The sequence below is a fragment of the Bradyrhizobium sp. USDA 3240 genome, from assembly GCF_054063295.1.
Genome location: NZ_JBSSGD010000002.1, coordinates 745,526 through 758,606 on the forward strand (window position 1 = coordinate 745,526; position 13,081 = coordinate 758,606).

10 protein-coding genes are annotated in these 13,081 nt (G+C 65.9%); all 10 read right to left on the reverse strand.

The features are described from left to right. Positions 1–74 precede the first annotated feature (74 nt). Positions 75–1,520 carry an oxamate carbamoyltransferase subunit AllG family protein gene (locus ACVIGA_RS04135; protein ID WP_456665388.1) on the reverse strand — a complete coding sequence of 482 codons (1,446 nt, stop codon included), beginning with the start codon at positions 1,518–1,520 and terminating at the stop codon, positions 75–77. Then, on the reverse strand, positions 1,520–3,118 hold the full coding sequence (gene fdrA / locus ACVIGA_RS04140; RefSeq protein WP_456665389.1) for an acyl-CoA synthetase FdrA: 1,599 nt from the start codon (positions 3,116–3,118) through the stop codon (positions 1,520–1,522). Before fdrA (ACVIGA_RS04140) ends, ACVIGA_RS04135 begins: the two co-directional genes overlap by 1 nt. Positions 3,119–3,280: 162 nt before the next feature. Beyond that, a complete protein-coding gene (gene arcC / locus ACVIGA_RS04145) occupies positions 3,281–4,240 on the reverse strand; it encodes a carbamate kinase (RefSeq protein WP_456665390.1) in 960 nt (319 codons plus the stop codon). A 4-nt stretch (positions 4,241–4,244) separates the two neighbouring features. Continuing rightward, positions 4,245–5,753: an acyl-CoA synthetase FdrA gene (fdrA, locus tag ACVIGA_RS04150; protein WP_456665391.1), complete on the reverse strand. Its 1,509-nt coding sequence runs from the start codon at positions 5,751–5,753 to the stop codon at positions 4,245–4,247. Then, positions 5,750–7,000, reverse strand: a complete 1,251-nt coding sequence (locus ACVIGA_RS04155; RefSeq protein WP_456665392.1) for a DUF1116 domain-containing protein — start codon at positions 6,998–7,000, stop codon at positions 5,750–5,752. The genes fdrA (ACVIGA_RS04150) and ACVIGA_RS04155 overlap by 4 nt, the downstream gene beginning before the upstream one ends. 10 nt (positions 7,001–7,010) lie before the next feature. Continuing rightward, positions 7,011–7,199 (reverse strand): hypothetical protein, encoded by a 189-nt coding sequence (locus ACVIGA_RS04160; protein WP_050404632.1) that lies wholly within the window; start codon positions 7,197–7,199, stop codon positions 7,011–7,013. A 204-nt stretch (positions 7,200–7,403) separates the two neighbouring features. Next, positions 7,404–8,342 (reverse strand): oxamate carbamoyltransferase subunit AllH family protein, encoded by a 939-nt coding sequence (locus tag ACVIGA_RS04165; protein WP_456665393.1) that lies wholly within the window; start codon positions 8,340–8,342, stop codon positions 7,404–7,406. 18 nt (positions 8,343–8,360) lie between these two features. Beyond that, a complete protein-coding gene (locus tag ACVIGA_RS04170; protein WP_456665394.1) occupies positions 8,361–10,895 on the reverse strand; it encodes a branched-chain amino acid ABC transporter ATP-binding protein/permease in 2,535 nt (844 codons plus the stop codon). Beyond that, positions 10,892–11,767, reverse strand: a complete 876-nt coding sequence (locus tag ACVIGA_RS04175) for a branched-chain amino acid ABC transporter permease (protein WP_375775290.1) — start codon at positions 11,765–11,767, stop codon at positions 10,892–10,894. Before ACVIGA_RS04175 ends, ACVIGA_RS04170 begins: the two co-directional genes overlap by 4 nt. 40 nt (positions 11,768–11,807) lie before the next feature. Further along, the gene (locus ACVIGA_RS04180) at positions 11,808–13,010 is read right to left on the reverse strand and encodes an ABC transporter substrate-binding protein (protein ID WP_456665395.1); all 1,203 of its coding nucleotides are present in this window, start codon (positions 13,008–13,010) and stop codon (positions 11,808–11,810) included. Positions 13,011–13,081 lie beyond the last annotated feature (71 nt).

Consider the following 13,081-nt stretch of genomic DNA (forward strand, 5'->3'; position numbering starts at 1 on the left):
CGCCGCATTGTTTGTTGCGGCATTTTTTCAATCGGCGGCGCGACCGCGCCGTCGTTCTCAAACTCGAAGCAACGTCATCTCCCGGCCGTCGCCGCCAATGCGCCGACGGCGTCGACGAAGCACTTCATCGGCGCCTGCACGACGCCGGCGCCGATGATCCCCATACCCGGCTCCTTGTGCGCGGTTGCAGTGTTGATGACGGGCCGCCTGCTCTCGTCTACGACCTTGCGGATGTCGATCCCGACAGGCGCTCCGATGAAGTCGAGCATCGGCAAGGTGAAGCCGGGATTGCGGCCGATCGTGACGTGCGCCATCTCGCGCGAATAACGCAGGGCATCCTGCGGCGTGCCGCCGACGAACTGGACCATCGCCGGAGCCGCCGCCATCGCGAACGCGCCCAGACCCGCGGTCTCGGTGATCGCGCTGTCGCCGATATCCGGATTGGCATCGGCCTCGCTGAAGCCGGGCAGGAACAGGCCGACCGGGATGTCGGCCGGACCGACAAACCATTGCCCGTCCAGGCCGCTGACCCTGATGCCCACATTGACGCCGTTGCGCGCCATTGCCGTGACGATGCTGCTGAACGGCACGCCGTGCGCGGCATCCATGGTCGCCTTGCACGCCGCCATCGACAGGCTGAGGAAGAACATGTCGTCCGCCCCGATCGTCCGTAGCGTCTCGTGAACCAGATCGCGCGAGATCGAGGACTTGAGCAGCGATTCCGTGACGGCACGATACAGCAGCAGGGTCGCCGCCGTGTTGCGGTTGTGGACGTCGTCGCCCATGTGCAGCGACTGCGACATCAAAGGTTTCAACGGCAGTCCACCGTCGATGCCGGTGACCGCGGCCTTCAGACATGGGGCCAATACATTCTCGATCAGCTTGAGGCCTTCGATCACCTCGGGCGCGAAGGCCCCAAACCGCAATGTCTTGGCGCCGCCGGATTCCATCATCGGCGCATAGGCGCGATTGCCGGTGGTCTGGTTCTCCACCACGAACAGCGGCATCGAGGGCGAGATGATCCCGGTCATCGGCCCGACCGCGCCGAACTCATGGCACGGCGCGAAGCGGATGCCGCCTGCCGCGACGAGTTGTTCGGCCTCTTGCTGCGTCGTCGCCCATTTCTCGTAGAGGATTGCGCCGACGACGGCCCCCTTCATCGGACCGCACATATCGTTCCAGGCGATCGGCGGACCGGCATGGAGCAGCGTCCGGCTCATGTCCGGCCAGACTTCGGACGCGTGGGCCGCGACGTCGACCCATACCGGCTGTGCGGTCAGGATCCGCTCGAGCACTTCCGCATTGGCGCGATCGATCCGCGATCCGAGGCAATCGGCATCACGGGCATCGCCGACCAGTTGCGCGAGGCTCCAGGCGACCCCGGGACTTCCGTCGCCGACCGGCTGCCACTGCAGACGCACCAGCGGGGCACCACTGCTCTCGACGCCGCGATCGAGGCCGGAGGCGCCGAGGCTGATGACCGATGTCTTGTTCTGGAGCGCGGAAGGGGCTGCGTTCATCATCGTTCTCCACCTTGCATCGCACGACGCGCTGTGGCGTTGTCGTCCGCGGCCATGCGGCTCGCGATGGCTTGCGCGGCAAGCGCTGCGCCCGTGCTGCTGCCGACAATCTCCGCGCCGGCGTCCGCCAACATGGCTTTCTGGGTCTCGTAGGGCTGCGGATCTGAACCCGTCCCGCAGACGAAGCAGACCACGGGAAGCTCCCGCCCCTGCGCTCGCGCCGCGGCCCTCGCCCGGCGGATCGCCGGAGCCAGGATCTCGGCCGGATTGGGGTGGCTGCCGTAACCGAGCACGACGTCCAGGACGATGCAGGCAACGGTCGGATCGTCCGCTTCCTTCAGCAGCCGTTCGATCCGCACGCCATAGTCGATCATCGGATGCGGACGCCCGACCGTGAATTCGTCACTGCCCAGATCGATCGCCGTGTGCCCGTGGCTCTCTGCCACGTCGGCGAGACGATCTGTGCAGGCAAGCGGCGCGTTCGACCGGGCACGAATGCCCGCCGCCCGCCAGATGGTCTGGGCTTCCGAGCAGAACGTTCCACCGGAGTAGAGACCGCGCAGGTAGCGCTGCGACGGCGCCAGCGACGCACAGACCCGCGTTGCCAACGCTTCAATGGATTGTTCATCGCCGCCGGGTTGGCGCGCTCCCGCAAGCGCGACGGCCTGCCGCGCCGTCTCCTCGAGCGACGATGTGCGGTGAACATTGCCGGCAGATGCTGCCGGCTCGCCGCCGAGGAAGCAGATCACGACCGGCTTTCCGATCGCGCGAGCGCGCTCGATCACCCGCTTCTGCACATCGGGCGCAGGAGGTTTTGAGACGATGGCGACGACTTTGGTCTGCGCGTCGGCGGCCAATAGCTCGAGGCCCTGCAACATGGTGATACCGCCGACTTCGCTGGAAACGTCGTGGCTGCCGGTGCCGATCGCCTGCGAGATGCCCTGGCCATGACGATGGATCTGGCACATCACTTCCTGCAGGCCGGTGCCAGACGCGCCGACGAGCCCGATCGCGCCGCGCCGGACGACGTTGGCAAATCCAAGCGGCACGCCGTTGATGATGGCCGTGCCACAATCCGGTCCCATCACCAGCAGGCCCTTCTGCGCCGCAACGCGCTTGATGGCCACCTCCTGTTCGATCGGCACGTTGTCGCTGAACAGCAGCACATTCAGGCCCTGGCGCAGCGCCTTCAAGGCTTCCGCCGCGGCATAGGGACCCGGCACCGAGATCAACGCGAGATCAGCATGATCGGCAATCGCGACGCCGCCGGAGATCGAGCGCGGCGGCGCTTCCGCCGTCGCTTCGCTCGATCCTCCCTTCGGCTCTTCACCGGCGATCAGGGAGTGGATCTCGCGCTCCGCGGCGGCGACCTTGTCGGGCGCATCGTCCGCCACGACGATCATGATGTCGCCCGGCTTGGCGCTCTCGAGCGCCGGGCTCATCAGCCCGGCCTGCTGCAGGAACTCCTTGTTGCTGCGCGTTCCCATCAGCAGCGTGACCCGCTGCACGCCGGTCCGCGCGACCGTGACCTGGGAAATCCGCATCAACGACACGGAATCCTTGTACAGGTTCGCCCTTATGCTGGATTGAATGGCCATTGCCTTGTCGTTCCCTTGAATCCCGCAGGCTGCTTTGTTTGTCTTTAGCTTGAGCCATCGGCCAGCCCGATTGCCTGATCAGAATGAGGCGCCGACGCGCCTCAACTGCTTCAACTCGGTGAGGCGCGGGCGGATGTGCCGCCGAAGCGCCAATCTCGGTGGCTATTGAACGACGTGCGTCCCGGTCTCGCCCCGCAGCGCCGCCATGGCGCAATCGAGGTGACTGATGATCGCGCGCTTGCCGCCGCCCTCGAGAAACCGGATCGCCGCATCGACCTTGGGTCCCATGCTTCCCGGAGGGAAATGTCCCTCACGGTGGTAGGCCTTGATCTCATCGAGACTGACCTGATCCAGATCCTTCTTGTTCGGCTTGCCGAAATTCACCGCGACACGCGGGACCGCGGTCAGGATCAGCAACTCTTCGATACCAAGCACATTCGCGATATGAGCGGACGTCAGATCCTTGTCGATGACCGCCGGCACGCCGGTGCGCACGCCCTTCGCATCACGAACCACGGGAACGCCGCCGCCGCCTCCGGCAATGACGATCGTTCCGCGCTTGACCAACGCGTCGACCAGCGAGATGTCGCAGACATGCTTGGGCTTCGGCGACGGCACGACATGACGCCAGCCGCGCCCGGAATCCTCGCGCATCGCCCAATTGAGCTCGGCGCTGATCTTCTTCGCCTCGTCCTCGGAAAAGAACGGTCCGACGAACTTGGTCGGATTCTTGAACGCGGGATCGTCCTTGTCCACCTCTACCTGGGTCAGCAGGCTTGCCACATGTCGCTGGTTGCCCTGTTCGCGCAGGGCATTCTCGATCGCCTGCATCAGGAGATAGCCGATGCCGCCCTGGCTGTGCGCGACGCAGATGTCCAGGTCCATTGGCGGGATTCGGTTCATCGTCAGCATCTGGCGCATCATGATCTTGCCGACGACCGGGCCGTTGCCGTGCGTGATGACCAGCTCATTGTCGAGTTGCGCAAGCGGCAGCAGCGCTTCCGCCGTGATCTGCGCGACCGACTTCTGCTCCTGGGAGGTGCCCCTGATATCCTCGGGGTGAACCGCATTGCCACCGATCGCGACCACCAGGCGACGCGGCACGTCATTGAGTGTACGCATTTCCTTACCTCCCGGCATTCTGGACGATGGCAACCGCAAGCTCGCACGCCTGGGCGTTCGACGGCGCAACGAGGATTCCGGCCTGCTCCAGTTTCCTGACCTGCGCGGAGCGCCCTTGCGGGTCCTGCTCCGTGCCGACGACCGACGCGATCAACGCCGGCGCATCCTGCCCGCGATCGGCGACGATCTTCGTCAGATGTTCAGCGGGATCGGCATGCGCGCCATAACCGAGCACGAGATCGAGCAGCACCACCGAAAGATCGCGATTCCTGAGCGCAGCCCGCAACGCATCGTCGCGCACGGACGGATCGATCATCGGGTGCGGCCGACCACGGGTATATTCGTCGTCGCCGAGGTCGATCAGCCGATCCCGTCCGGCATTCGGCTCCACGCCGAGCTTGACCACGCCGGGGATTGCGGCGTTCGACGCCACCTTCCGACCTGCGGCAGCGAGGATCACCTGAGCTTCGGCACACAGCGTTCCGCCCGCGAACAAGCCCTCGATCCCGCCTCGGCCGCTGCGCGGAAGCTGCGACGCGACAGCTTTCGCGTCGAAGCCTGCGCAGATCTTCTTGTCTCCCAGGGCCAGTTCCGCGGCGCCCTTCAGCGTCGGCGAGAAATGGGCATTCGGCGGGAGCTCGATCTCCGAAGCACCGATGAAGCAGACGGTGTACGACTTCCTGCTTCTGCCGATCCGCTCAAGCACGGATTTGGCGACATCGGGATGCGGCGGCTTCGAGATCAGCACCACGTGATCGGTTTCCGGATCGGACTCGAATGCATCGATTGCCATCAACGTGGTGATGCCGCCGATATCTTTCTTCAGATCGCGCCCGCCGACCCCGATGGCGTGGGAGATTCCCGCGCCGGCTTCCGAGATCAGGCACGAGACCTCCTGCGTGCCGGTCCCGGACGCCCCGATGATGCCGATCCTGCCGCGCCTGATCTTGTTGGCGAACGCCAGCGGCGCACCGCCGATCACGGCCGTTCCGCAATCCGGTCCCATCATCAGGAGGCCGGCCGTCCGCGCCTGCTGCTTGAGCGACAATTCGTCCTCGAGGGACACGTTGTCGCTGAACATAAGGACATGCAGGCCGCGATTGAGCGCCTTGCGGGCCTCGGCGGCGGCGAACTCTCCGGGCACGGAGATCAGCGCAAGATTGATCTCCGGCCTGACCTTCACGGCCGCGGCGATCGAGTGCGGCTGCCAGGCGGACTGCGCTTCGCCCTGGGTCTTCGGCTTGTCGAGCGACTTGATCGCATTGTCGAGGGCTTCGCGGGCAGCGGTCTCGGACTCGGCCTTGACCGCGATCACGAGGTCATTGCCCTTCACGGCAGTGCCCTCCTCCAGCAGCCCCGCATTGCGCATGATCGCGGCGTTCGACGGCGTTCCCATCATCAGCGCCGCCTCGATCACGCCGGGCGAGCCGGCGACCTCACGCGACAGCCGCATCAGCGCGACCGAGTCGAGATAGAATCCCTTGCGGACCTCGTTCAGGACAACGACGTTCATGACACACCCAAATCCTTGGCGATCGCGACGATCGCCTGCTGGAAGCACGCCAACGGCGCCTTGACCACGCCGGCACCAACCTGGCCGATGCCGGGCTCACGATGCGCGATGCCTGTGTTGATGACCGGCACTACGCCGGAATCGACGACGAGGCGGATATCGATGCCGGTCGGCACGCCCGCGAAGTCCATTGCGGCGATGGTCCATTCCGGATTCTGCGCAACCGTGATCTCGCCCATCGAGCGGGTGAAGTTGCCGGCCTCGGACGGCGCGCCGGCCCCGACGAAGCCTGCGACGGCCGGCGCCGCCGCCATCGCAAATCCGCCGAGACCGATCGTCTCGACGATGGCGGAATCGCCCATGTCCGGATTGGCGTCCTTCTCGGAATAGCCGGCGAAATAAAGCCCTTCCGGCATTTCGACCGGCGCGGTGAACCATTGCTCGCCGAGCCCGCTGACGCGGATTCCGAAATCGGTGCCGTTGCGGCACATGGTGGTGACGATGGTCGAACCCCGGATGCCGTTGGCGGGATCGGTGATCGCCTTGCCCATCGCCATCGCAATGTTGAGGAAGAACTGATCGTTCTGCCCGACGAACGCGAGGCATTCGGCGAGAACGGCGTTGTCGGTCGAGCTTCGCGCCATCCAGGGCGCGATCTCGCGAAGGAAGACGCTGGAGCATGCCAGATTGCGCTGATGCAGCTCGTCGCCCATTGACAGGCCCCGCGCGACGATCGATTTCAGGTCGATGCCGCCGGCGGCACGGATCGCCTTGCCGAGCGTCGGCCCGAACACGTCGCGCAGCCAGGCGAGACGATTCAGCACGCTGGCGTCGTTGCCGCCGAAGCGCATCACCTTGCCGAGCCCCTCGTTGATCGCGCAATAGGCGCGGTTGGAGAAGCGCGCGTTCTCGACCACGAACAACGGCATCGACATCGTCGTCATGCCGGTCATCGGGCCGACTGCGCCGAAGTGGTGGTTCGGGTGAAACTCGATCTCGCCAGTGGCGGCGAGCTTGGTCGCAGTCGGCAGATCCTTCGCCCACCCTTCAAACACGACGGCGCCGGCGACCGCACCGCGCATCGGGCCGCACATCCTGTCCCAGGAGATCGGCGGTCCGGCGTGGAGGATCATCCGTTCGCGCAGGCCCGGGATCAATTCGCGGGCGGGAACGATGTCGATCAGCCGCGGCTCCCCTTCGAGGATCCGGGTGAGCGCCTGCTGGTTTGCGTCTTCGATCAGTTTCATCGGTGCGCCCTCACACACCGAGCTTCGCGAGCAGGGCCGCCATCTGCGGATCGCCGCCCGCCGACGGTTTCCAGTCGACGTGAACGACGTCGATGCCGCAGTCGCGGAGGTCCTTCACGAACCCCTCAAGCCCGACATTCACGACTTCGACCTTGCGCGCCAGCAACTGCTGATACTGCGGCCTATCCTGATCCGTCATCGTCTCCGCCCTAATCAAGTTCGTTTTCGCTGCCTCGAGTAAATAAGAAAACACTTACTTCGTCAAGACCGGATTCCCGGAAAATGCGAATTTCCGTATCCGCTCGAACAGCGGACCGGCCGAAGCGCGATCCGCCTTAAAAAAAGTGCTCCGAACTTCGTTCGGAGCAGTCTGGGAGAATTCGAAATTCGATCTGCAACGGCGTCACCGTTCGCGCAAGGCGTGGCGCAGGACAATCAGACTGCCGGCAAACGCATCCAGTCCGGATGTATGCCCGATCGCCGTCAGGGCAGTGAGCGCGCGGCGAAATCCAGCGGCCTCCCCGCTCATCGTTGCATGGATGGCAGCGTGCAGCGCCGCTGCGCCATAGCCCAGCGCCGCCGCGCGCAGATGGATTCGGCTGATGTCGTTGGTGCCGTCGAGCAGCGCGCGGCAATACTCCCACAATGCGTCGCGCGCTTCGATGCGTCCGAGCGCGGCCAACGCAATCAGCGCTCCGACGATCAGATCGTCGCCGGATGGCGTCAGCCCCGGCCCGAGACCGATCAGGCTGCCAAGCCCGGACTCTCGATCCGTATCGTCATCCGAGGCTGCAAGGATCAGCTCCAGTGCAGAAAGACCAGGCAAGGCAGCTCGAACAAGCGAAGAAGCGTCGCTCGGAACATGTCCAGCCCCGAGCGTGGCGAGGCCTTCCGAAGTCAGATCACCGCCCCACACCTCATCGACCACATCAAGGCCGCGCATGAGGCTGCTCATCGACCAGTGTGGTGCAGCGGGCGGCGCCCAGACGGACCGAGCGGCCAGATTCGCGAGCGGCGTCGCTCCGATCCACAGAATGGAGTCCGCGACCCGCACGGGATCGCCGACCACAAGGCCCGGCCATCGGAAGTCGCCGACCACGTGCAACGGACCCGATCCGATCCCGATCCGCCCAACGCAGATCCAGATCCCGTCGATCACGGCGTAGAACGAACGTTCGAACACGGCGACGACCTGGCCCGCGGCGCGATCGCGAAGCGCCTTGTCGGCAAGCAGCCCCACTTCCACATCGGCACAGATCGTCGCTGCGGGCTCGGGACGCCGCTCGTCGGGCGCACTCATGCGACCTGGCTCCCCTCCATCGACTTCGCGGCCTCCGACCAACATCCGCCCTCGTCTCCCTCAGCGCGCCTGGGCCGCGAAACGTTGCGGCGCGCCGGCCTGGGCCTCACCACCCAGATAGGCCGCCTCGAGCAGCGGATCCTCGGCGATGATGTCGGCGGCGCCGCTCTTCAGGATCGCACCCGTTTCCAAAAGATAGGCCCGGTCGGCCAGCGCGAGCGCGTGGCCTGCCATCTGATCGACCACGATGATGGTCATGCCCTCGCTGCGCAGCCGCTCAAAGGACGCGAACAGTTCATCGACCACCAGCGGCGCCAAACCGAGCGACGGCTCATCCAGCATGTAGATCTTCGGCCCGGTCAGAAGCCCGCGCGCCACCGCGAGCATCTGCTGCTCGCCTCCGGACAGCAGGCCGGCGCGCTGGTCGATACGCTCCTTCAGCCGCGGGAAGCGCACGAACATCGCCTCGATCTCGGCATCGAGGTCTATTCCCTTGCGGGCATAGGCGCCGAGCTGGAGGTTCTGCTTCACCGTCAGCTCCGGAAACACCTGCCGCCCTTCCGGCACCAGCACGACGCCATTGCGGGCACGAACATGTGCGGGCATCCGGTCGATGCGCGTCTCGGCGAGCCGCACTTCGCCGGTGGAGCGCGGCGGCTCGAGCCCGGCGATCGACCGCATCAGGGTGGTCTTGCCGGCGCCGTTGGCGCCGAGCACGGCGACCGCCTCGCCGGGAGCGACCACCAGATCGATCCCGTTCAAGGCGCGCGACAACCCGTAGAACGAATCGAGCGTCTTGACCTCGAGTGCAGAGCCCTGCCGCGCCGGCCGTGGCGCACGGGTCTTCTCACCGGCCGTCGCGTCGCCGAGATAGGCCTTGCGGACCAGCGGATCGTTGCGGATCGCCGCCGCGTCGCCGATCGCGATGCGCTTGCCGCCGTCGAGCACGACGATGAGATCGCTCAGCGACATGATCATCGGCATGTCGTGCTCGACGATGATCACGGCGATCCCGAGATCGGCGATCCGGCGCAACAGTGCGGTCAGGCGCTGCTTGTCGCCCTTCGAGAGGCCTGCCGCGGGCTCGTCGAGCAGCAGGATGCGGGGCCGCAACGCGAGCGCGCGCGCGATCTCGACCAGCCGCTTCTCGCCATGGGACAGCGAATCCGCGAGACGATCGACATCGCCATCGACACCGGCAAAGCGCAGCAGGAACCGGGCAAAACCCTCAGTCTCCGCGTTGCGCAGCGCGGAGACGACGCCGCCGAGACGGCCGACCCGCTCGGCCAGCAGGATGTTCTCCAAGATCGTGAGCGAGCCGAACAGCTGCGTGGTCTGGAACGTGCGCGCCACGCCGACCCGCGCCAGCAAATGCGACGTCATGCCCGTGACGTCGCGATCGCCGAGCTTCACCGTCCCCGCCTGCGGCCGGTAGAAGCCGCAGAGCAGATTGAGCGCGCTGGTCTTGCCGGCGCCGTTGGGGCCGATGATGCTGGTGACGGCACCTGGCGCCGCCTTGAACGAGACGCCCTGGACCGCGCGCACGCCGCCGAACGAGATCGACAGATCCGTCACGTCGAGCCCCGCCGCGTTGTGCGTCTCGAGGATCGCCGCATCGGTTTCCGCCGCGGCGATCGCGGGCTCGGCCACCGGCTTGCGCGCCGGCAGGAATTTTGCCGCGAGCTGCTCCACGAGTCCGACGATGCCGGAGGGTGCGGCGCGCAGCACGACGAACAGCAGCACGCCGAACGCCAGCAGGCGATACTCGGCGAGGTCAGACAGCGCTTCCGGCAGCAGCACCACGAGCGCTGCGCCGATCACCGGACCGAGCACCGAGCCGGCGCCGCCGACCATCACCGCGAACAACAGCAGCACCGATTGGAGGAACGGGAACGAGCTCGGGCTGATATAGCCCTGCAACGGTGCGAACAGCGCGCCGGCCAGCGCCATCGCGGCCGCCGAGATCACGAAGGCCACGGCGCGGACCTGCACCAGATCGATGCCGAGCGAGCGCGTCGCGACCTCGGTATCGCGAGCGGCACGCATGGCATAGCCCCAGCCGCTGCGCTTCAGGCGCTCGAACAGGAAGAGACCGGCAAACACCAGCACGACGCCGGCGATGGCCAGCGAACGCTCGGACAGCGTATAGCCGAACACGCTCGGCGGCGCGCTGAGCATCAGGCCGTTGCCGCCGCCGGTGAGATCGCGCCACTCAATCGTGACATGCTCGACGATGAAGCCAAAGGCAATCGTCACCATCGCGAGATACGGCCCGCGCACCCGCAGCGCCGGCATCGCGAGCAGCCCGCCGACGATGCTGACCAGCACGATGGCCCCTGCCGTCGCGGCGAGGTAGGGCCAGCCGGCCTTCTCCATCAGCAGCACGGTGGTGTACGCACCGATCGCCATGAAGCCGATATGGCCGAGCGAGATCTGCCCCGCGAGGCCGAGCAGGACGTTGAGGCCGATGCAGCCGATCGCCGTCAGCGAAATCGTCGCGATCAGGAACACCGAATAGCTGTCCGCGACCGCGGCATAACCGACAGCAATCGCGAACGCCGCGACTGCAACGAGAAGGGAGGCGCGCGAGGTCATACCTTCTTAACTCCAGCTCGGCCGAGCAGCCCGTGCGGCATGACGACGAGGATGACGATGACGGAAGCGAACGTGATGATCTGGGTGTAGACCGACCCGAGATAGTTGGTCGCGAACACCTCGATCAGGCCAAGGCACAATCCGGCCAGCATGACGCCCCAGGCGCTGGCGAGACCGCCGATGATGGCGGCGGCGAACGCCTTGATGCCGAACAGCGTGCCCATCTCGGACGAGACGTTGAACAGCGGCGCGATCAGCAGCGCAGCGACGCCCGCCAGCATGGCCGACACCGCGTAGCTCGCGGCAATGGCGCCGCTGACATTGATGCCCATCAGCCGCGCGGCATTGGGATTCTGCACCACCGCAAGCATCGCGACGCCATGCCGCGTGCGGCGGGTGATCAGATGCAGCGCCAGAGCAAGCAGGAGGCCGACCACGGGAATCAGGAGCTGGAGAGGATAGACCCCTGCCCCCTCCACGATCTGGATCGGCTTGGCCGCGAGCATCGACGGGAAGCTGCGCGGCTCCTTGCCGAACACGAACAGCATCACATTGTCGACGATGATGCCGACCGCGACAGTCGCCATCAGCCAGTTCTCCGACCCGCGGAGCACGAACGGACGCACCGCGAAGCGTTCAATCAGGACACCGTAGACCGCGCACACCAGCAACACCGCGGGGATGCCGATCGCGGCCGGCCAGCCCCACACGATGAGGAAGAAGTATCCGGCAACGGCTCCCAGGGTCATCGAGCTGCCCTGCGAGAAGTTGACCGTGCCGGATACGGCGTACGTGACGTGAAAGCCCAGCGCGAGCAGACCGTACATGCTCCCCAGCGCCATTCCGGTTATTATCGCCGAAAGAAACGACATCGATGATCACCCCGATCTGCTTGCTGGACGACCGCTACCGTCAGTTCTTGAACGGCAGGATGTGATTGTCTTCGAAGTGGGCCCAGATGTAGTCCTGCGCCGTCAGCGCATCGTGCTTGTCCTGGGCGAACGGCTTCTCATAGGTCTTGATCAGGCCTTCCAGCCGATCGATTCCGTAGAAGCCGTCACGAATGGCGGTCGGATCGGTGCTGCCGGCCTTCTGGATCGCGCCGGCGATCACCAGGACGCTGTCATAGGCGTTGGCAAAGCCGACCGCGGGCGTCACGTCCGCCGGGCCCTTGATGTCCGGATACTTGGCCTGCAGCTCGGCGAGCACGCGCTTGCCGACCGGCGAGAGGTTGCCGAAGAAGCTGTAGGTCTGGACGAAGACGACGCTCTCGGCGCTCGGCCCGGCGAGCTCGGTGAAGCGGCCGCCGGCCGGTCCCCAATGCGATACGATCGGCGGCGACCAGCCCATCCGGTCGAGCGATTTCACGACCTGCGAGGATGGACCGACATTGCCGACAAGGAACAGGGAGTCGGCGCCGGCCTGCTTGAGCCGAGACAATTGCGCGACCACGTCGACATCGTTCCCCTCGAACTTTTCGACACCCGCCGGTTCGATCCCGGCCGCCTTCAGCGCTGCGCGCAGGCCATGCTCGTTCGATTCGCCCCAGGGATTGTTGACCAGGATGAGGCCCGGCTTCTTGGCTGCGAAGGTCTTGCCTGCGAACGCAACGATCGCCTTGTCGACCTCGTCGTCCATCGCCGAGACGCGGAATACGTAGTTGGACGCGGCGCCGTTCTGCGTGATGTTGGTTCCGGCGGCCCATGGCACGACGAACGGCATCTTGACGTTGTTGACGAACGGCACGATCGCGAGCTGGACCGGCGTATCGAGGCCGCCGAGCAGCACCGCGACCTTCTCGCGCTGGATCAGTTCACGCGCGGCGGTCAGCCCCTTCGCGGGATTGCTTTCATCGTCACGGCGCACCAGCTCCAGCGGACGGCCGAGCACGCCCCCTTTGGCGTTGATCTCCTCGATCGCGATCGTGGCGCCGCGGGTCAACGCTTCGCCGGCGCGCGCCGACTGCCCCGACAGCGCGGTGACGAGGCCGATCTTGATCGGCTCGGCGGCCCGTGCCCGCTCCGCGAGCGGCACAGCGCCGATGAGAATGGCGAGCGCGCCCTGCAAGACGACGCGGCGGCACAACCCGGTGATGGGGGTACAAGCGTAGCTCATTTCTGCAATTCCTCCCGCTCCGACGGCTCCCAAGCCGCCTCTGGTCCGCTGCCGCTGTCTCCGCGGCCTTG